General features: G+C 41.5%; 12 protein-coding genes. All 12 read left to right on the plus strand.

The window, feature by feature from the left end; all coding sequences use genetic code 11:
* On the plus strand, window positions 1–2,897 hold a 2,897-nt coding region (locus WMO75_RS07735; protein WP_349077897.1), incomplete at its 5' end, for a SpaA isopeptide-forming pilin-related protein.
* 72 nt (window positions 2,898–2,969) lie between these two features.
* Complete coding sequence (locus WMO75_RS07740) at window positions 2,970–3,110, plus strand: hypothetical protein (protein WP_164651566.1); 141 nt, start codon at window positions 2,970–2,972, stop codon at window positions 3,108–3,110.
* A gap of 6 nt (window positions 3,111–3,116) precedes the next feature.
* Window positions 3,117–4,217, plus strand: a complete 1,101-nt coding sequence (locus tag WMO75_RS07745) for a DUF5688 family protein (protein ID WP_026648906.1) — start codon at window positions 3,117–3,119, stop codon at window positions 4,215–4,217.
* A 73-nt stretch (window positions 4,218–4,290) separates the two neighbouring features.
* Window positions 4,291–4,599 (plus strand): hypothetical protein, encoded by a 309-nt coding sequence (locus WMO75_RS07750; RefSeq protein ID WP_026648905.1) that lies wholly within the window; start codon window positions 4,291–4,293, stop codon window positions 4,597–4,599.
* 3 nt (window positions 4,600–4,602) lie between these two features.
* Window positions 4,603–11,934, plus strand: coding sequence for a helicase-like domain-containing protein (locus WMO75_RS20105; protein WP_118440695.1), 7,332 nt, complete (start codon window positions 4,603–4,605; stop codon window positions 11,932–11,934).
* Window positions 11,935–12,015: 81 nt separating this feature from the next.
* The gene (locus tag WMO75_RS07760; RefSeq protein ID WP_114002931.1) at window positions 12,016–14,766 is read left to right on the plus strand and encodes a YodL domain-containing protein; all 2,751 of its coding nucleotides are present in this window, start codon (window positions 12,016–12,018) and stop codon (window positions 14,764–14,766) included.
* 300 nt (window positions 14,767–15,066) lie between these two features.
* Complete coding sequence (locus WMO75_RS07765; protein WP_028086451.1) at window positions 15,067–15,282, plus strand: helix-turn-helix domain-containing protein; 216 nt, start codon at window positions 15,067–15,069, stop codon at window positions 15,280–15,282.
* Window positions 15,283–15,306: 24 nt separating this feature from the next.
* Entirely contained in the window at window positions 15,307–17,040 is a 1,734-nt protein-coding gene (locus tag WMO75_RS07770) for a type I restriction-modification system subunit M (protein ID WP_114002932.1), read from the plus strand.
* Window positions 17,037–17,534 (plus strand): restriction endonuclease subunit S, encoded by a 498-nt coding sequence (locus WMO75_RS07775; RefSeq protein ID WP_114002933.1) that lies wholly within the window; start codon window positions 17,037–17,039, stop codon window positions 17,532–17,534. Before WMO75_RS07770 ends, WMO75_RS07775 begins: the two co-directional genes overlap by 4 nt.
* Window positions 17,534–19,696 (plus strand): hypothetical protein, encoded by a 2,163-nt coding sequence (locus WMO75_RS07780; RefSeq protein ID WP_405595498.1) that lies wholly within the window; start codon window positions 17,534–17,536, stop codon window positions 19,694–19,696. Before WMO75_RS07775 ends, WMO75_RS07780 begins: the two co-directional genes overlap by 1 nt.
* A complete protein-coding gene (locus WMO75_RS07785; protein WP_001129922.1) occupies window positions 19,677–20,051 on the plus strand; it encodes a TnpV protein in 375 nt (124 codons plus the stop codon). Before WMO75_RS07780 ends, WMO75_RS07785 begins: the two co-directional genes overlap by 20 nt.
* Before the next feature lie 366 nt (window positions 20,052–20,417).
* Window positions 20,418–22,337, plus strand: coding sequence for a tetracycline resistance ribosomal protection protein Tet(O) (gene tet(O) / locus WMO75_RS07790; protein ID WP_109317840.1), 1,920 nt, complete (start codon window positions 20,418–20,420; stop codon window positions 22,335–22,337).
* Window positions 22,338–22,369: the final 32 nt, after the last annotated feature.

Consider the following 22,369-nt stretch of genomic DNA (forward strand, 5'->3'; position numbering starts at 1 on the left):
CGAAGAATCTGAAGATCGGACATTACCGGATTGAGGAAGTCAACGCACCGGAAGGGTACACAATCAACAAGAATTATATGGAGATTGCTGTTGATGCAAACACTGCTTATCAGATGGATTCAGAAAGCGGCGATGCCATTATCACAGTTGATTACGAGAATCATCCGGTAAAAGGAAAGCTGACGATCTATAAAAAAGGTGAGATGCTGAGTGGATTCAAAAAGGATTTTGTTTATGAAGAAAAATATCTGAAAGGTGCAGAGTTTAACGTCTATGCAGCGGAAAATATCTACACACCGGATTATCAGAAAGATGAAAATGGAAACAGACAGCTGATTTATGCAAAAGATGCTCTGGTAACAACGGTAACGACCGGGGAAGACGGAAAAGCAGTTGCAGATAACCTGCCGCTTGGTTCTTACTATGTGGTAGAAAAAACAGCACCGGAAGGATTTGTTCTGAACCATGACAGATCGGATGTAGCATTTGTCTATGCAGATCAGGATACACCTGTGATCGAACAGGAAGTGACTGTTGGTGATGACAGACAGAAAGTTGCAATCCAGGTAGAAAAACAGGATGCAGAAAACGGAGCAACGGTAGAAGGTGCAGTCTTTGGCATTTATAACAAAGATGATATCAAAGCAGAAGGCAAAGTCATTGTCAACGCTGATACCCTGTTACAGGAAATGACTTCTGATAAAGATGGAATTGCTTCCTGTACGCTGGATCTGCCACTCGGACAGTATTATGTAAAAGAGTTAAAGGCACCGGCAGGATTCGTTTCTTCCGATGAAGTTCTGAATCTGGATGCTTCTTATCAGGGACAGGACGTGAAGACAGTAAAACTGAAAACAGTGAAGAAGAATCAGCCGACAACGGTTGAAATTACAAAATCAGATGTGACAACAGGTGTGGAACTGGATGGAGCAAAACTCACCGTTCTTGATAGAGAGGGGAATGTCGTAGATCAGTGGACTTCTGTAAAAGACCAGCCACATGTGATTAAACGACTGACCGTTGGGGAGGAATATACCCTTCGTGAAGAAATCGCACCGTATGGATATCTGAAAGCAACGGATGTGAAGTTCACACTGGAAGATACCGCAGAGATTCAGAAGGTAGAGATGAAAGATGAAGTGCCGACAGGACTTTTAATCATCAACAAAAATGGAGAATTTTTGGATAAAGTGACACTTCTGGACAATGTAAAAGGCACTGTGGAGCATCTCTTCGAATATGTAACCGGAAGCCTTACAGATGTGACTTTCGATGTATTTGCTGCGGAAGATATCAAAGCGGCAGATGGTGTCAGCAAAGATTATTACAAAGCAGATGAAAAAGTAGGAACTATTACTACAGATTCCAATGGTATTGCACAGATGGATAATCTCCCGGCAGGCAAATACTATGTGAAAGAAGTTAAAACTGCCCATGGCTATGTATTGGATGGAGAACCGAGATATGTTGATCTTTCCTACCGTGATCAGGACACACCGGTAATCACTTATGATGAAAAATGGCAGAATACCCGTCAGAAAGTAAAGGTTACTGTTCTGAAGAAAGAAAAAGATACAGACCGTGTTCTTGCAGGCGGCGTCTTCGGCCTTTATACCAGTGAAGATATCAAAAATGTAAACGGAGATGTGTTGCTTGAGAAAGATTCCCTCATCGAGCAGAAAGCAACCGATGAGAAAGGACAGATCACTTTTGCGGCAGATCTTCCAGTAGATGGAAAATATTATGTAAAAGAGAACAGTGCACCGGACGGATTTGTGACAACGGAAGAAGTGCAGGAGTTTACCTTTGAATATGCCGGAGAAGATCAGGCAGAAGTAAGCTATGATTTTACGTTTGAAAATCAGCCGACCACAGTGGAACTGACAAAAACAGACCTGACCACAGGCAAAGAACTTCCAGGTGCACACCTGAAAGTGACGGATGCAGATGGAAATGTTGTGGATGAATGGACTTCTACAGAAGAATCTCATGTGATCAAAGAACTTGTTGTAGGTAATGAGTATACCATGACGGAAACAAAACCGGCAGACGGATATGTTACTGCAGAGAGCATTACCTTTACGGTTGAGAATACAGCTGAGATTCAGAAGCATGAGATGAAAGATGATGTGACCAAGGTTCAGATCAGCAAGACAGATATCACAGGAGATACAGAGATTCCTGGTGCAAAACTAACGATTCTTGATAAGGACGATCAGGTAGTAGAGAGCTGGACTTCCACAGAGGAGGCACACTATATTGAAAAACTGCCAATTGGTAGATACACCTTACGAGAGGAACAGGCACCAAAAGGATATCTTTTGACATCGGATGTGACATTTGAGGTGAAGGATACTGGAGAAATCCAGAAAGTGGTTATGAAAGATGATACTGCCAAGGGAAAAGTCATTCTCAATAAGACAGATAAATCATCTGGGGAACCGCTGAAAGGAGTAGAATTTGAATTCCGTGACAGCAAAGGAAAGGTCCTGGAAACCTTAAAAACAGATGCTGCCGGTCATGCCGAGAGTAAGCTGTATGAGATTGCCGCATTCAAGAACGGCAAATATGATACAGCAATCAAGTATTATCTGGTGGAGACAAAAACACTGGATGGATACACACTGGATCAGACCAAGCATGAAGTGACATTTGCCTACGCAGACGACAGTACGCCGGTTGTAGAAGTTACTTTCAATCTGACAAATGAGAAACCGGAAGTTCCGGAAACACCAAGCACACCAGATGTGCCGCAGTCCCATGAAGAGACGAAGGTATCAGATGCACCGAAGACAGGAGATAACACAAATATCTGGCTGCCGATTCTGCTTCTGCTTATCTCTACCGGAGGCATGGCAGGACTTTATATCAGCAGAAAGAAAATCAGAAAACAGTAATCCTCAGTAAAGGGGGCCCTGAATCAGGGCTCCCTTTAAAATACAAAAATTCACAGAAAGGGACAGAAAAATATGATGAAAACAATGGAAAAGAGACAGGAAGCAAGAAAGAACCAGGAGAGAACTTTAAAAAGAATGATGGCTTATCAGAAAAAAGCCGAGCAGATGGTCAGCAGGAAAAGAATGAACCATCACATGATCAGAAAGGGGTAAAAGCGTATGATGAACAGAAAAGAATTTTATGAATATGTCAAAGATAATGTAAAAGACTATTTGCCGGATTCATATCAGAATGGAGAAATCCGTATTGAAGAAGTTGCAAAAAATAATGGATTAAGGTTGACTGGCATTTCAATTCCACAGGGTGATCAAAGAGCTGTGCCGATGGTATATCTGGATTCTCTTTATATGGAATATGTCAATGGAAAAAATCTGGATTCCTGTGTGGGTGATGTGGCAGATATGCGTATTGAAGTGCAGGACAAAGCGGCATTTATCAATATGGGTCTTCCGGATATTTTGGATTATGAAAAAATGAAGGACAAATTACAGGTGAGAATCTGTGACCGGGAATGGAATGAAGAACGCCTGGCTGATAAAGTTGTTACCGAACATGGAGATTTTGCAGCATATTACGCAGTGAATGTGGAAGAAAACGAGGGAGGAATTGGTAGTATTCCGGTTACTGTCAATCTTATGAATGAATGGGGTGTGACAGCAGAACAAATCCAGGCAGATGCAGTGGCGGCAGACAGAAATCGTGGTGTTGTTTTGATGGACATGAATGAAATGATAAAATCCATGATTTTTGGTGAAGAAGCAGAAAATCTTTTGAATGAAAAACTGAATGTTGAAGCAATGGAAAATCCAATGTTCTGTCTTTCAAATGCACAAAAAATGAATGGTGCATCACTGTTACTGCAGGAAGATATTCGTAAGCAGATCGGTGAATGCCTGGGAAGTGATTATTTTGTTCTTCCCTCTTCAATTCATGAGGTGCTGATTCTTCCTGATAACGGAATGTTTGAAGTACCGGAATTAAATGCCATGGTACAGGAAGTCAATGAGACGCAGGTAGAGAGGCAGGAACAGCTTTCGGATAAGGTTCAGTTCTGTGATGGAAAGACAGCAGTTATGGAAAATGCCGAACGCAGGGAAGCACGTCTGGAGAAAGAAAAAGCAGCAGAAAAAGCAACTGGGAGAACAGAAGCAAAAGGTGGAATCCATGGAAAACTGGAGAAAGCCAAGGCGGAGATCAAAGCAAAAGGGACAGATACAATCCCAAAGAATAGGGCGAAAGACCTTGCCTCAGTATTATAACGAGAAATAACGATGATTTTGAGGGGACTGTGTGAGCAGTCCCTAATTTTATGAAGATGGAGGAGAAAAGAATATGGACTGGTGTTTATATGGTGATGATAAAAGAAAGGAAATGGATAGAGATTTAAAACCGGAATATCTTTTGGATGACTTACGGAGATATCAGGATGTATTTGGTGAAGAATTTGGTGTAAAAGAGCTTCTTATGCTGGAGGATATCCGGGTAAAGGCTATGATTGCCGGAGCACTTGCAGATATGCCGGAATTTCTTATTGATCAGATTGGAAAAGCAAGTAACAGTAGTAATTTTCCTTCTATGACAAGGGCAATGGAACGGATTGCCGATGTTGTAGAAGAAAAGTGGGAAGAAGAAAGGGAGTAACAGATGGCAAATAAATTATATGCAATGGAACTTCTGACGGAGGAAGTGGCAAAGGATGTTGCTGCCAATCCGCAGGAATGGATGCGGTTTCTAAATACTGCATCCAGGCTGTACCGGTACACTTTTCCGGAACAGCTCTTGATCTATGCACAGCGTCCGGGAGCAACAGCCGTGGCATCCATGGAAATCTGGAACCAGAAGATGTACCGATGGATTAAAAAGGGGTCTAAAGGAATTGCCCTGATAGATAACACATCCGGACCAAAAACGAAACTCCGATATGTTTTTGATGTGCAGGATACTTATAAGGTAAAAAATCTGGGCAGAGATCCGCAGTTATGGAATCTTAATCCAGAAGGAGAACAACTGGTGGCAGATTATCTGCAGGAGCGGCTGGCACTGGAAGCAACAGAGGGAGGATTAGCAGAGGTTCTTCACCAGGCGGCAGAAGAAAGTGTGCAGGCCTGGTTGCCGGATGCTTTCGACGAACTGCAAATGGATGTAGCCGGCACTTTTCTGGAAGATCTGGATGAACAGAATCAGAAAGTGGAGTTCCGGGAACTGATGACAAACAGTGTCTGGTATGTGTTACTGAACCGATGCGGACTGGATGTGCAGGAATATCTTGATGCAGAGGATTTTCGTCATATTACAGATTTTAACCAGTTAAAGGTTATTGGACACCTTGGAAGTTCTGTGAATGAGATCAGCAGACCGGTATTGATGCAGATTGGACGATATGTGTTGAATGACTTGGAAAAAGATCTGAAAACGGTTGCAAAAGAAAAAGAAGTAGCTTATAATGAATTTAACACGTTAATTCGTGAAAGTAAAACAAGGAACACAGAAGATAGAGGAGAAAATAAGGAGGAAACAGAGCATGAGAGAGATCACTTACAGCCAGAATGGAGAGTACCAGATTCCGGATATCAGTCTGGAGGAGACGAGAGGAACGATCGGGAAGTACGGATTGATGAGGAAAGAGTATCTGAGAAACCACAAAGTAGCCAGATTCAACATTCTGACCTTACAGAACCGTCTGGACAGTCATCTGATGGAAATCGACAGCCAGGCAAGGCAGAGAGTAGACAACCTGATGTCAGAACTTCTGGAGAAAAACCCGGCACCGGACAAAATGGCAGACGGGATGGCATGGACCAGACACATGAACCAGATCAAAGCACAGGCAGAGGAACTGGTAATTCAGGAGATTATTTACAATTAAGTCTGTTCCCGACAGAAGAGGAACAGTTAGGAGAAATAAGGAAAGCGGCAGCTGCATTAGAACAGCCAGCCGCTTTTCTTATTTCTGATGAAGTAGTAGATGATATTCTCCGCACGGGAAGTGGACAGAAAAATACACTGTTTCATATTACGGCAAGACTGATTGAAGGTCTGGATAATGAAGAAATGCAGAACTTCCTGAAGGAGGAATATGAAACAGGTGGAAAAGGATTTACCATAGATGGACAGAAAATCAGTATCTGGTATGACAATGATGGTATCCGTATCCGACGGGGAGATTCCGCCAGAAGAAACTTTGATCGCATGGTTACGTGGGAAGAAGCGGCGGACAGAATCCGGGATATGTATGAGGATAGAAGTTACGTGGATAATCTGATTTCCAATAACGCCATTGAACAGGAGCAGGAAGAAATGACCAATCTTCTTGCACTCCATTTTCGGGATACCAGCAGAAACCGGGAGGAGCAGCAATCATATTCGGATTGGCAGGATGTCGTGCGGGAAGCTTGGACAGATTCAGCGGAAGCAGATGCAATTGCCCATCGCTTTGAATGGCTGCAGAAAGATATGGATGAGAATCCAGAAGATTATCGCAGGTGGGAGATTCAGCATAATCCGGAATATTTCCAGCGTTTTCAGGATCTCCAGAGGGAGCGTTCCTGGGTAGACCAGAAATTTACGGTCGAACGTCCGGCCCTTTCCTTTATCACACAGGATGAGATAGATGCAGTCCTTAGAAGAGGCGGGATCACTGCCGGAGGACGGAATCGGATCTATGAGTATTTCATGGAACATCACGATATAAAGGATGCAGCTGAGTTTCTGAAAAATGAGTATGGTACAGGTGGAGCAGCACCTGGGATACCGGGAGCGTATGAATCCGATGCTTCCCATGATGCGAAAGGATTAAAACTTGCGAAAGGGAAGATTGGCAGTCCAGATGTAGAAGTTCTATTAAAGTGGAATAAGGTTGCAGAACGTGTCCGTCAGCTGATTCGCACCGATGATTTCTTATCACCGGAAGAACTGGAAAAGTATGAAGAACGGCAGGAAGCACAGAGACAGGCGGATCTGGAAGGAGCTCAGCAGGCTTTGGAAGTGGAGCAGGAAGGCTCTGATCAGCAGGAAATACGAGAGGAAAATCAGGAACCGTCGGAAGTTGAGACACAACCGGAAGCAGTAGAAGATGCAGAAAAAAAGGAAGATATAACACCAGAACAGTCTGATATTCCAGCAACAAACTTCCATATCACAGATGATGAACTGGGACAGGGAACACCAAAGGAAAAGTTCCGTGCTAATATCATGGCAATCCAGCTTTTAAAGAAATGCGAGGAAGAAAACCGCAATGCCACACCAGACGAACAGGAGATTTTATCCCGATATGTAGGCTGGGGAGGTCTTGCTGATGCTTTCGATGAAACAAAATCCGCATGGGAGACGGAATATCTGGAATTAAAGACAGTCCTTACACCGGAAGAATATGCAGCAGCCAGAGCTTCTACCTTAAATGCCCATTACACACAGCCAATCGTGATTGAAAGTATGTATCAGGCGTTGGAAAATCTGGGATTTACAAAAGGAAATATCCTGGAGCCATCCATGGGTGTTGGTAACTTCTTTGGAATGCTTCCTGAGAAGCTGAACCAGTCAAAACTCTATGGTGTGGAACTGGACAGTATCAGCGGTAGAATTGCAAAACTGCTTTACCCAGATGCCAATATCCAGATTAAAGGTTTTGAGAAGACAGATTATCCGAATGATTTCTTCGATGTGGCAATCGGAAATGTGCCATTTGGAGCTTATAAAGTGAATGACAGGCAATATGACCGCTATAATTTTATGATTCACGATTATTTTCTGGCAAAGACAATCGACCAGTTGCGTCCGGGTGGTGTGGCAGCTTTGATCACAACAAAAGGAACCATGGATAAAGCATCACCGGAAGTCCGAAAGTATCTGGCAGAACGTGCCGATCTCCTTGGAGCCATCCGCCTGCCGAACACAGCATTCAAAGCAAATGCAGGAACGGAAGTCAGTGCAGATATTTTATTCTTCCAGAAGCGTGACAGCATGACAAAAGAGATGCCGGAGTGGGTGAATCTTGGAAGTGATGCCAATGGAATTACGGTCAATCAGTATTTTGCAGACCATCCGGAAATGATTCTGGGTGAGATGAAAGAGGTATCCGGTCCGTATGGTATGGAAACAACCTGTATGCCGATAGAAGGTGCTGATCTTGAAGTCCAGCTTGCAGAAGCTGTCAGGAATATTCATGGAAATATGGCACCTGCAGTTGATGTGGATGCAGAACTGGATGATGTACCAGAGAGTATCCCGGCAGATCCGAATGTTCGTAATTACAGTTATGCGGTTGTAGATGATCAGGTATATTACCGTGTTAACTCTCTGATGAATCAGGTAAAGATGCCTGCCGCTACTGCAGAACGTGTAAAAGGTATGGTGGAGATCCGAGACACGGTGCGTGAACTGATTGCCATGCAGATGGAAGAATCCGTAACAGATGAAGAAATTCACAAACAGCAGGAGAAATTGAATCAAGTATATGATGCTTACACAGCAAAGTATGGAGTCATCGGAAGTAATGCAAACAAGCGGGCGTTTTCTGATGACGCTTCTTATTGTCTGTTGTGTTCTCTGGAAGACCTGAACGAAGATGGAACATTGAAGCGAAAAGCAGACATGTTTACGAAACGAACCATCAAAAAGGCAGTGGCGGTAACCAGTGTGGAAACTGCGACAGAAGCCTTAGCATTATCATTGAATGAAAGAGCAAAGGTGGATCTGTCCTATATGGCACAGCTGACAGGAAAGACAGAAGAAAAAATCACGGAGGAACTGGTTGGAGTTATATTTAAGAACCCACTGACAGACCAGTGGGAGAGTGGAGATGAGTATTTATCTGGAAATGTCAGGGAGAAGTTAAACACAGCAAGAACCTTTGCAGAGAATCACCCGGAATTCACACCGAATGTCCGTGCATTGGAAGCAGTTCAGCCAAGAGAACTGGAAGCATCTGAAATCGAAGTAAGGATTGGAGCAACCTGGATTGAACCATCGGATTATCAGGACTTTATGAGGGAACTGCTTCATACTCCGTGGTATCTTGCACAGAAGGAGATACAGGTAAAATATTCTGAGGTGAATGGTGAGTGGCGGATTACCGGGAAAAATGCAGACAGTCCAAGAAATGCGTTTGCCTATGCAACGTATGGAACCGAGAGGGCAAATGCTTACCGGATTCTGGAAGATACACTGAATCTGAAAGATGTTCGTATCTATGATAAGAGTGTCAATGAAAATGGGGATGAGATTCGTGTCCTCAATAAAAAAGAAACTATGCTGGCATCACAGAAACAGGATGCCATGAAAGCAGCATTTAAGGATTGGATTTTCAAAGATCAACAGAGACGTGAAAGACTGGTAAGAGTTTATAATGAACGGTTTAACAGTATCCGTCCCCGTGAATACGATGGCAGTCATCTGACTTTCCCAGGAATGAACCCGGAAATTGAACTTCGCCCACATCAGAAAAATGCTGTCGCACATCAGCTTTACGGGGATAATGTGCTTCTGGCTCATGTAGTAGGAGCTGGGAAGACCTACGAGATGGTAGCGGCTGCAATGGAGAGCAAACGTCTGGGATTATCACAAAAGAATCTATTTGTCGTGCCGAACCATCTGACAGAGCAGTGGGGAGCCGAGTTCCTGCAGTTATATCCGGGAGCCAATATCCTGGTGGCAACCAAGAAAGATTTTGAACCGGCGAACCGGAAAAAGTTCTGTGCCAGAATCGCTATGGGAAACTATGATGCGATTATCATCGGTCATTCCCAGTTTGAGCGTATCCCAATCTCTGATGAGAGGCAGGAAGCCATGCTGCGGAAGCAGATTGACGATCTGGAAATCGCAATCCAGAGTGCAAGATATGAGCAGGATGGCGGCCGCTATACGGTAAAGCAGATTGAAAAGACCAGAAAAACGCTGATGACAAGACTGGAGAAGCTGAATCAGAAAGAGAAAAAGGATAATGTAGTTACCTTTGAAGAACTGGGAGTGGATCATCTGTATGTAGACGAGGCACACAGTTATAAAAATGCGTTCCTTTATACAAAAATGAGAAATGTAGCCGGAATTGCCCAGAACGAAGCACAGAAATCAGCAGATATGTTTAATAAATGTCAGTATCTGGATGAGATTACCGGTGGAAAAGGCATTACCTTTGCAACGGGCACACCGATCAGCAACAGCATGACGGAACTTTATGTCATGCAGAGATATCTGCAGAACAGCAAATTACAGAATATGGGCTTGGGATTATTTGATTCCTGGGCATCCACGTTTGGAGAGGTTGTGACCAGCATTGAACTTGCACCGGAAGGAACCGGATACCGAGCAAAATCCAGATTCGCCAGATTCTATAATATCCCGGAACTGATGAATATGTTCAAGGAGATTGCAGATATCAAGACTTCGGATCAGTTGAATCTTCCAGTACCGGAAGCGGAATACGAAACTGTAGTATTGAAACCAACAGAACAGCAGAAAGAAATCGTAGCAAGCCTAGGAGAGCGTGCGGAAGTGGTAAGAAACGGTGGCGTAGATGCTAGTGTAGACAATATGCTGAAAATTACCAATGACGGAAGAAAACTGGCACTGGATCAGCGATTGGTCAATGAACTATTGCCAGACGATCCGGGCAGTAAAGTGTCGGTCTGTGCAGAAAAAAGCTATGAAATCTGGAAAGATACAGTTGTACAGAAATCGGCGCAGATCATTTTTTGTGACTTGAGCACACCGAAAGGCGATGGCAGTTTCAATGTTTACGATGACTTGAAACAGAAGCTGATGGCGAAAGGTGTACCGGAAAAAGAAATTGCATTCATTCATGATGCAAATACCGAAGCAAAGAAGACGGAGCTGTTTGGAAAAGTAAAATCTGGGCAGGTTCGTTTTTTGATTGGTTCAACAGCAAAGATGGGTGCCGGTACCAACGTGCAGGATCGTCTGATTGCTCTGCATCATCTGGATATTGGCTGGAAACCGTCTGATCTGGAGCAGAGGGAAGGACGTATCATCCGGCAGGGAAATCACAATAAAAAGGTTCATATCTTTCGGTATGTGACAGAATCCACCTTCGACAGCTACATGTGGCAGTTGATCGAAAATAAACAGAAGTTCATCTCCCAGATTATGACGAGCAAAGCACCGGTCAGAAGCTGCGAAGATGTGGACGAAGCGGCACTGTCCTATGCAGAGGTTAAGGCACTGGCAACTGGAAATCCGGCAGTAAAAGAAAAGATGGCACTGGACGTGGATGTGGCAAAACTGAAACTTTTAAAAGCCAATCACATGAATAACCAGTACCGTCTGGAAGATGATATTGCAAGAAATTTTCCACAGCAGATTGCAAAATTGACCGAGACTATTGATAGCTACAAAGCGGATATTGCCCATTATCAGGAGCATAAAATCACAGATCCAGAACAGTTTTCCATGGAGATCAGCGGCAAAGTATTTACAGAAAAGAAAGAAGCAGGAGCGGCACTACTGGCAGTCTGCAAGGACATGAAAGCAGTCGATGCAGCAATGGATATCGGAAACTATCAGGGATTCAACATGAGAATCCAGTTCGACAGCTGGAGTAAGGAGTTTATCCTGTCTGTGAAGCATGAATCGGTATCGAAAGTTCATTTGGGAGCAGATGCCCTGGGAAATATCACCCGTATCAATAATCTTCTGGAAAGCTATCCGGAGAAACTGGCAGAAGCGGAGCAACGATTGGAAACGGTACAGGAGCAGCTTACAAATGCCAAAGAGGAAGTTGGAAAGCCATTCACAAAAGAAGAGGAACTGAACCAGAAACTGGAGCGACTGTCAGAACTAAATGCCCTTCTTAATATGGATGAACGGGAAGACACAGAAGCAGAGCAGTCAGAATCGAAAGAGAAAGAAGAACGACCGGCACGTGGTTCTATCCATGAGAAATTGCAGATTTATAAAGAAAAAAGCCAGCGGGAAAGCGAGAATGGCAGGGAAGATAGAAAAAGGGACTTCGGTCTGGAATAAGAAAACAGGAAAGATGGCATAATTTGGTAGAAAGAATGTTCTGCCGGTTATGCCACTTTTGGGAATACAGGAGGAACTTATATGGCGAGAAACATGATAACAGGAATAGAAACGCAGAAAATGCAGGAATATACACAGGAACAAATAGACCGTGCAGAACACATGGGAATAGCAATTCCAGCGGACGTAAAAGAACAGATTTTTGAATATGCAAATCTGGTTGGCGAAGAAGAGAAAGTAAGGACGCTGGTAAGAAATCTGGCAGATGCAGTCAATCGGTCAGATGAAGATAGAGTAGAGGAACTTCTGGATGATGCCCAAATGGATATTCAGGACTTACCAGATCCAACCATAGGCAAGCTGGAACTTCGGGATTATGGATATACAGCAGAGGATATGGTGCCGCTTAGAAAAGCAGCAGCCCTGGATTATCACAGAATGGGTTCTAAAATCTATTGCCTGGGTAGTGATGGCAGCAAGGGAGAGTATGCAAGTAAAGAAATGATACAGGCACATGAAGGGCTGTTTGGCATGGAATCACAGATGTGGGAACGGATAAGGGATCAGGATCTGGATTATGCAGATGAAGATTTTGGAGCATTTCAGGAGCCGATGAATGTGATTGGACAGGAAGAAGCTCTGAAATTATATGATGCCGGAGCAGATATCTATCTGATTACCAATTTTTCATCACCAATCTATGTTACAGAGCGAATGGAGATTGAACGAGGTCCGGAGCATTATCAGATGTCTACAGAAGAACTGGAACGATTCCGCAATTTGGAATGGGAGATGCAGAAATATCCGCAGATTCAGTCTTTGAAAGAGGCAAATCTGCTATTAGGGACAAGACGAACATTCGGTATTTATCAAATAAGAGATGGTTTGCCAGGTGAAAACTATGCGTTTATGAATATGAGCTTCATTGAAAGTCACGGGATGCAGATTAAAAAAGAAGACTATGAACTGGTCTATGTGGGAGAATTATTTGGAAATATGTCGCTAGATGATATATTTGAACGATTCAACATCGACAGACCAGAAGACTTTCGAGGACATTCCCTGTCTGTCAGTGATATCGTAGTTCTGAATGAGGGGGGAAAGGTAACCGCTCATTTTGTAGACAGTATCAGTTTTGAACAGCTAGATTCTTTCCTGAATCTGGAAGAACAGGTTCTTAGTGAACTGGCATATGAGGTAGGAGAACGTTACTTTGCTATTCAGAGAACAGAAGGAGGATATGATTATTCCTTTTACGATGAAGATTTCCGCCTGATGGATGGTGGCGTCTATGAAAATGGTGAAATTTCTATTGAAGAAGCGGCAGAGGAACTTTTGGAAGACGAAGGATGGACTGGAGAACGCATCCGTGGGGATTATGATCAGTTGATGAAAAAGGTAGAAGAAATGGATGAGGTTGTAATGGCAGAGATTCAGAAAAGCCAGGGCGAATATAAGCCATTGGCAAAGGTAGAAGAACTGGAAGAGGCAAATTATAACATGATTGATAATGTCCTCAATAATATGCCACCGAAGAAAGAACCGTATCTGGAATACTTTGCCGCAGAATGTGATGAGTTCCATGATATGGGAGCTTATGAAAAAAGTACCGATGTTAATCAGATTGCTGCGGTTTATGAAAAATATAGGGAGAATCCTGAGAATGCCTATCGAGTATGCAGTATGGGGATTATCTATCGTGATCCGGAAGACAGTTACTATGATGATGCTGAATTTGCAATCGTAAAAGGAAATACAGTACTTGGAAATCTGATGGACGATGTTCGATTTTATGGAGAACTTGCACTGATACGGGAAGGGATTGAGAAAATTCATGATGCATTGCCGGACTATAAGTATGTACCAATGCGGGATGTTCGGGAAGCAATGTATCCAGAGAAGATGACCACAGAACAGTTGGCAGAGGCATTGGATGAGATTGCAGAAGCTTTTGATCCGTATGAGTATCGAGATAATGTGGAGACGGGAGAAAATACGGTACAAGAGGTGATGTTGGATTTGCAGAGTGGCAATACACATTCTTATATTTCTTATCTGAAGGATATTGTAGACGAAGAATGTGACCAGTCTGTGCGTGCAGGTGTATTGATTGAAAGACTGAAAGTCTATGAGCCGGAGTTTCCAAAGAATCTGGAACCAATGGTGTATGTAAACTATTGTGAAGAAAGTGCTCTCATGAATCCAAGATGTCAGAAGTTATCCGAGCTGGATGCAAAAACAGCAGAAATGGATAAAGAATGGTATGCAAAACGTGATTCGAAGACAGAGGAACCTACAAAAATCACAAAGATATATGTGACTGTATATTATGCGGAAAAAGGTGAACAGATGCTGCATCATTTCAAGAAGTCAATAGATATTGGAAATGGACATGGCGGTATTGTGAGTCAGTTGAAGTATGATAATGAAATGAAGCTTACAGATGAGTATTGGATCAATTACCAGAAAGGTAAAGGAAGTGAAGAGTTCCAAAAATATATGGAAGATCTGACAGACATGCAGAATCATGTGCTTCCGTATCTGCAGAGCTTTTGCAATCTGGAAGAAAAAGGTGTGAAAGAGAGACGAGAACAGCAGATAACGGAAAGAAATGAAGGAAGAGCAGATGAGCGGGGAACAAGTACCGAAGCGAATGCAGTGGTCAAGGATGCAGGAAAAGCAGATAGGAAACAGGTACAACAGAAGCAGGCGGTAGTTGGAAAAGATAAGAAATTATCCATTCATGAACGGCTTGAGATTAATAAGAGGATTATTCAAGAAAAGCAGGGAAAAGATAAGCCGGAGAGAGGGGCTGATCGGGGTGTGAGATAAGTATAATATTATAATTCTAATGAAGGATGTAGGGAGTCAATCCCTGCATCCTTTTTTAATGCGTAAATATGGATTGAACGTTATAATGAAAGCAGATTGGAGATGTTTTTCTTCTAACCACACCAATTAGGAAAAGAGTATCTGTAGCAGATAAATTCAAAAGGTTTGTGAATAAATTAAAAAAGATATTCAATATTTGAAAAAAGATATGTGATATTTGTAAATGCGAATTGTACAAGGAGTTTTTTGTGTGATAAAATAATTTTGATATTGATTGCACATTAAACGGAGGAAAAGAGGATGGCAATTAGTTATAATGGATTATGGAAACAGTTAATTGACCACGGAATGAAAAAAGGAGATTTGTGTGCCAAGACTGGTCTTAGCTCCAGTACAATAGCAAAGATGACAAACTGCGAGTCGGTGAAACTATCTGTTTTGGAAAAAATCTGCAAAGAGTTGGATTGTAACTTTGGAGATTTGATTGACTATGTACCAGATAACAAAGAAAAGTAAATTACCTTATGGAGGAAAATGTAAATGGCTACGAGAAGTGCAAAAATAGATCAGAAAGCAGACCTAATATGGGCAATAGCAGATAAGCTTACCGGTGTATATAAACCACATGAATATGGAGATGTTATATTACCACTTACAGTAATCAGACGTTTTGACTGTATTCTCTCAGATACGAAGGATGCGGTATTACAGAAATACGATGAAGTAAAGAATCTTCCAATGAAAGATATTTTACTTCGTAAGGCTTCAAAAAAGGATTTTTACAATACAAGTAAATATACATTTGAAAGACTTATGGATGATCCTGACCACATTGAGGAGAATTTTAGAGAGTATCTGAATAAATTTTCAGCAAATGTGCGGGATATTCTGGAAAAATTTAAGTTTGATGGACACATCACAACGATGGCAAATAAGGGGATTCTGTATATTGTTTTAAAGGAATATACAACAGACAGAGGAAATCTTCATCCGAATGAAATCTCTAACCTTGAAATGGGATATATTTTTGAAGAAATTATAAGAAGATTCTCTGAGTCTCATAATGAAGATGCAGGACAGCATTACACTCCAAGAGAAGTTATCCAACTTATGGTTAATATTCTCTTCTATGATGATAATGACATCCTTTCTGGCAATAATGTGGCAAAGACAATTTATGATCCTGCCTGTGGAACCGGAGGTATGCTTTCTGTAGCAGAGGAATATTTACATAGTCTGAATGCATCTACAGAGCTTGTATCGTTCGGTCAGGAAATCAATGACCAGACATTTGCAATCTGTAAGGCTGATATGCTGATTAAGGGTAACAATGCTGATTATATCAAGGACGGAAACACATTATCGGATGACCAGTTTGCAGGCAGTACCTTTGACTATATCCTTTCAAATCCGCCGTTTGGACGTGAATGGAAGAATGAAAAGGCAAAAGTAGAGGAAGAGGCTAAGCTTGGCTTTGGAGGAAGATTTGGAGCAGGACTTCCGGCTGCAAGCGATGGACAGATGCTTTTCCTTATGACAGCAATATCAAAAATGAAAGATATTGATAAGGGTGGAAGTAGAATTGCAATCATTCATAATGGTTCACCACTCTTTACAGGAGATGCAGGAAGCGGACCTTCTGAAATCAGAAGACATATCCTTGAAAATGATTTGCTTGAGGCAATCATTGCTTTACCGAATGATATTTTCTACAACACAGGAATTGCAACCTATATCTGGGTATTGTCAAATAAAAAGGCAGGTACAGTCAGAGAGGGGAAAGTACAGCTTATCAATGCCAATGAGATGTTTGTGAAGAGAAGAAAAGCATTGGGAAATAAGCGAAATGATATATCTGAGGAGGATATCGCTGAGATTACAAAGATATATGGTGATTTTAAAGCGAGTGAAATCAGCCAGATTTACGATAACGAGGATTTTGGTTATACAAAGATAACAGTAGAAAGACCGCTCCGTGATGACGAGGGAAATCTTGTTCTAAAAAAAGGTAAAAAACAGCCCGATAAAAATCTTCGAGATACAGAAAATGTACCTTTGAAAGAGGATATCAAAGAATATTTTGAGAGGGAAGTATTGCCATTTGCACCAGATGCATGGATTGATGAGAAAAAATCAAAGGTGGGATATGAGATTCCGTTTACAAGATATTTCTACAAGTATGAAGCACCAAGACCATCTGCAGAAATCATGACAGAGATTATGGATTTAGAGATAGAATTATCTGGAAGTCTTGAGGAGGTATTTGACCTATGAGAGAGATGAGAGATAGCGGAGTAGAATGGATTGGAGAGATACCAAAAGATTGGAATTGTTGTAAACAGAAATATAGATTTACACTTATAAATGGACGTGCATTTAAGGATAATGAATTCGAAGAAGATGGAACTTATAGAATTTTGAGGGTGGGCAATTTATTTTCAAATCCAGTTTGGTATTCGTCAAGTTTAGAATTGGAGCCTGATAAGTATTGTGAAAAGGGAGATTTGATTTATGCTTGGTCAATGTCATATGGACCATATATTTGGAATGAAGAAAAGGTGATTTATCATTATCACATTTGGAAAACTAAATTGGTTTCGGATATGGACAAGATGTTTTCATATTATTATTTGCAGGCACTTACAGAATCAATAAAATCGCAAACTCATGAGACTACAATGGGATTTGTAACAATGGGAATTATGAATAATTCCTATATTGCATATCCAAGAAATATAAAAGAGCAAAAAAAGATAAGCTTCGTGTGATGTTTGCGAGAATCAGTGTATCTATGCTTGAGCCGGATCTGGTAATCATGGATGAGTTTCAGAGATTTAAGTTTCTTTTGTCATCCGATGACAGTGAGCTTGGTATTCTTGCACACAGTTTCCTTAGTGGACATGATACAAGGGTACTTCTGTTGTCGGCTACACCATATAAATTGTATTCTACCCTTGAAGAGATAGATGAAAATCAGCTTGATGAGCATTATGCAGAGTTTTTTCAGGTTATGAACTTTCTTTTTGATGATGAAGTCAAAGACATTAAATTTAAGGAAGTGTGGAAGAATTATTCCCATGCTCTAAGTGAGTTGAAGGCAGGGGACAGTGCAATTATCCGTATGAAGGAGCTGGCAGAAAATGCCATGTATCAGGGAGTCAGCAGGACAGAGCGTATATCTGTCATGGATTCCGGTGATTATACGGATGACAGCAGCGTGAAGCATCATTTGCAAATAGATGAAAATGACATAAACTCCTATATACAGATGTCACGATTGTTGTCAAAAACGGATTCAAATCATTCTTTACCGGTAGATTATGCAAAGAGCTGTCCGTATCTTATGTCCTTTATGAAGAAATATAAGATTAAAGAGCAGATTGAAAAATATTATATAAAACATCCAGATGAATTTGGAAGTGAAAGAGAACAATGTCTCTTGTGGCTGAATCGCAATAAAATCAATAAATATGATGAACTGCCGAAAACCAATGCAAGGCTTGAGGCACTGAAAGAAAAAGCATTTACCGGCGGTGCAGAAAAATATCTGTGGATTCCTCCATCACTGCCATATTATGAGATGCAGGGAGCATATAAAAACAGCAAAGGCTTTTCAAAAATACTTGTATTTTCTGCATGGGAGATGGTTCCACGAATGATAGGTGCGCTTGTTTCCTATGAGGCGGAAAGACTTACAGTTGGAAAACTGGTACATCAGATAAAGAATCAGGATAAGAAGAATACGGGGTATTTTGCGGAAGGTTCGAGACGATACCCGGTGGCAAGGCTCAGGTTTAATGTTTCAAATGGAGAAGTAAGAGGCATGAGTCTGTTTGCACTGCTTTATCCTTCAAAGACACTTTCTGATATGTATTTACCGATTGAGTCATTGAATAATCATGAATCATTAGAAGTAATAGAGAAATCTGTACGGCTGAAACTGAAAGAGAAGCTTGCGATAATCGAAGAAAAGTATGGTGATTCGGGTAACAATAAGGAAGATGCCAGGTGGTATTATCTTGCACCGATGCTCATGGATGGAGTCATCTATGCAAAGCATTGGATAGAGGATATTGTGTGGGAAATGAATACAGACGAAGAGGATACAACATCTGAGGTCAGAAGCAGTTCAAAGGATAAGAGAAATAAGGGCTTTATTGCTCATATTGATAAGCTAAGAAGTTATTTGGATGCCCCGGAGGAGATTCATCTTGGAAGAAAGCCGGAGGATCTTCTGGAAACATTGGTAAATATGGTACTGGGTTCGCCAGCAATATGCATTTATCGTTCTAATGGAAGAAGCACAGCCAGAGCAACATCGCTTGCAAAGGTATTTGTCAATAATTTCAATTTGCCGGAGTCAACAGCTATCATTGATCTTGCTTATGGCAGATGCAGGGATGATAATTCCCATTGGCAGAATGTACTTAAATACTGTAAAGATGGCTGTTTTCAGGCAATGATTGATGAATATATCCATATGCTGAAAGAAACAGCAGGTTTTCAGTCGGATGGAAATCAGTATCAGATTGTGCATGACATGATGATGGATTCATTGAAGATACATACAGCCACCTATATCGCTGATACTTATCCTGATTTCAAAAAACGTATTAACGGAGCTGACAGGAAGAGTGATGGATGTCGAATAAGGTCGAGTTATGCAGTTGGATTTACAAAGGATGCAGGAGATAATTCCAAGGTAGTCATGCGTAAAGAAAATATCAGAAATGCCTTTAACTCACCAATGCGTCCATTTGTGCTCGCCACAACATCAATCGGACAGGAAGGATTGGATTTTCATAATTATTGTCGTGTGATTATGCACTGGAATCTTCCAAGTAATCCCATAGATGTAGGACGGATTTTGCGGACATTCAAAATAAAAAAGAATGTGGAGGTAACAGACAATGGCAAAATCATTATTTGAGGAACTGGGCGGCAAATACGAAAGGCAAGGGGATTATTTGATACCGTGCTTAACTGTACCCGCCGAAGAAGAACAGGCAATAGGCATCTGGGGGCAACGGCATTTAGATTATCTAAAACAGTACCGTAAAGTTACATACACCAATCTTCTTACAAGCGGCAGGCTAAACGCCTACCTTGCCGACATCAACAGACAGGCACAGGAACGCTTTGAAAGGCTCATAGAGGGTATGAAACAGGCACAGGGCATAACGGAACAGCTAAAGGCAGAAAACGCCTTAGAATGGACAGGATGCCTCAATAACATAAGGGCTTGTGCGAGGGAGATTGTGGAAAAGGAAATTATTTTTGCATAAACAGATGATTAGTGGCAGGGGGAAATCCTGCCGCTTTTTCTGCTTTAGTTTGTCAGCTTGACAAATAAAGGGTTAAGGAATATAATTAGATTCAGTATTATACAAGGAGTTAATAAATATGCGGCAAGGTATTCTTAAATAAACTGTCAATTTGATAGTGGGAACAAAAAGTAGCAGTCCCGTTTCACTTTTAATATGGGGCTTAGTTTTTTGTACCCAGTTTAAGAATACTTTTATCATGTAATTTTATATGCCCGAAAACATATAAGTGTTTTGGGGCTATTGGAGTTATTTACCCAGTGATAGGAGTATTTATCACTGGGTATTTTTATGCCCTTTTTTGGGTGTTGATAGGAGGAAAATCACATGAAAATAATTAACTTAGGCATTCTGGCTCACGTTGACGCAGGAAAGACAACATTAACGGAAAGTTTATTGTATACCAGTGGTGCAATTGCAGAACTAGGGAGCGTAGATGAAGGCACAACAAGGACAGATACAATGAATTTGGAGCGTCAAAGGGGAATCACTATCCAGACAGCAGTGACATCTTTTCAGTGGGAGGATGTAAAAGTCAACATTATAGATACGCCAGGCCATATGGATTTTTTGGCGGAAGTATACCGTTCTTTATCCGTATTAGACGGAGCAGTATTATTAGTTTCTGCAAAGGATGGCATACAGGCACAGACCCGTATACTGTTTCATGCACTACAGATAATGAAGATTCCGACAATTTTTTTCATCAATAAAATTGACCAAGAGGGGATTGATTTGCCAATGGTATATCGGGAAATGAAAGCAAAGCTTTCTTCGGAAATTATAGTGAAGCAAAAGGTTGGGCAGCATCCCCATATAAATGTAACGGACAATGACGATATGGAACAGTGGGATGCGGTAATTATGGGAAACGATGAACTATTAGAGAAATATATGTCAGGGAAACCGTTTAAAATGTCAGAACTGGAACAGGAAGAAAACAGGAGATTCCAAAACGGAACGTTATTTCCCGTTTATCACGGAAGCGCTAAAAACAATCTGGGGATTCGGCAGCTTATAGAAGTAATTGCCAGTAAATTTTATTCATCAACGCCTGAAGGTCAATCTGAACTATGCGGGCAGGTTTTTAAGATTGAATATTCAGAGAAAAGGCGGCGTTTTGTTTATGTGCGTATATATAGCGGAACATTGCATTTGAGGGATGTTATTAGAATATCTGAAAAAGAGAAAATAAAAATCACAGAGATGTGTATTCCGTCAAATGGTGAAATCGTCCCGGCTGACCATGCCTGTCCGGGAGAAATTGTTATTTTAGCTGATGATACTTTGAAACTGAACGACATTCTGGGAAATGAAAAACTCCTGCCTCACAAAACATGGATTGATAATCCCATGCCATTACTTCGGACAACGGTAGAGCCGCAAAAGCCGGAGCAAAGGGAAGCCCTGTTAAATGCCCTCGCAGAGATTGCTGATACAGACCCTCTTTTAAAATATTATGTGGATACTACAACGCATGAGATTATACTTTCTTTTTTGGGGAATGTGCAGATGGAAGTCATTTGTGCCATCCTTGAGGAAAAATATCATGTGGAGGCAGAAATAAAAGAGCCTACTGTTATATATATGGAAAGACCGCTTAGAAAAGCAGAATATACCATCCACATAGAAGTCCCGCCAAATCCTTTCTGGGCTTCTGTCGGGTTGTCCATAGAGCCGCTCCCTATTGGAAGCGGAGTGCAGTATGAAAGCAGAGTTTCACTTGGATATTTAAATCAATCGTTCCAAAATGCGGTTATGGAGGGGGTTCTTTATGGCTGCGAGCAGGGGCTGTATGGATGGAAAGTGACAGACTGTAAAATCTGTTTTGAATATGGATTGTATTATAGTCCTGTAAGTACCCCCGCAGACTTTCGGCTGCTTTCCCCTATCGTATTGGAGCAGGCTTTAAAAAAAGCAGGGACAGAACTATTAGAGCCATATCTCCACTTTGAAATTTATGCACCGCAGGAATATCTCTCACGGGCGTATCATGATGCTCCAAGGTATTGTGCAGATATTGTAAGTACTCAGATAAAGAATGACGAGGTCATTCTGAAAGGAGAAATCCCTGCTAGATGTATTCAAGAATACAGGAACGATTTAACTTATTTCACAAATGGGCAGGGAGTCTGCTTGACAGAGTTAAAAGGATACCAGCCAGCTATTGGTAAATTTATTTGCCAACCCCGCCGCCCGAATAGCCGTATAGATAAGGTTCGGCATATGTTCCACAAGTTAGCTTAACAGCTTGCAAAAGTCATATAAAATGAGATTTG

This window comes from Blautia intestinihominis, from assembly GCF_040096655.1.
Lineage (GTDB): Bacteria > Bacillota > Clostridia > Lachnospirales > Lachnospiraceae > Blautia_A > Blautia_A intestinihominis.

Excerpts from the sequence above, each read along its gene's own strand:
- WMO75_RS07740 (WP_164651566.1), top strand. The coding sequence starts at position 2,970 with ATGATGAAAACAATGGAAAAGAGACAGGAAGCAAGAAAGAACCAGGAG.
- WMO75_RS07745 (WP_026648906.1), top strand. The coding sequence starts at position 3,117 with ATGATGAACAGAAAAGAATTTTATGAATATGTCAAAGATAATGTAAAA.
- WMO75_RS07750 (WP_026648905.1), top strand. The coding sequence starts at position 4,291 with ATGGACTGGTGTTTATATGGTGATGATAAAAGAAAGGAAATGGATAGA.
- WMO75_RS20105 (WP_118440695.1), top strand. The coding sequence starts at position 4,603 with ATGGCAAATAAATTATATGCAATGGAACTTCTGACGGAGGAAGTGGCA.
- WMO75_RS07760 (WP_114002931.1), top strand. The coding sequence starts at position 12,016 with ATGGCGAGAAACATGATAACAGGAATAGAAACGCAGAAAATGCAGGAA.
- WMO75_RS07765 (WP_028086451.1), top strand. The coding sequence starts at position 15,067 with ATGGCAATTAGTTATAATGGATTATGGAAACAGTTAATTGACCACGGA.
- WMO75_RS07770 (WP_114002932.1), top strand. The coding sequence starts at position 15,307 with ATGGCTACGAGAAGTGCAAAAATAGATCAGAAAGCAGACCTAATATGG.
- WMO75_RS07775 (WP_114002933.1), top strand. The coding sequence starts at position 17,037 with ATGAGAGAGATGAGAGATAGCGGAGTAGAATGGATTGGAGAGATACCA.
- WMO75_RS07780 (WP_405595498.1), top strand. The coding sequence starts at position 17,534 with ATGTTTGCGAGAATCAGTGTATCTATGCTTGAGCCGGATCTGGTAATC.
- WMO75_RS07785 (WP_001129922.1), top strand. The coding sequence starts at position 19,677 with ATGGCAAAATCATTATTTGAGGAACTGGGCGGCAAATACGAAAGGCAA.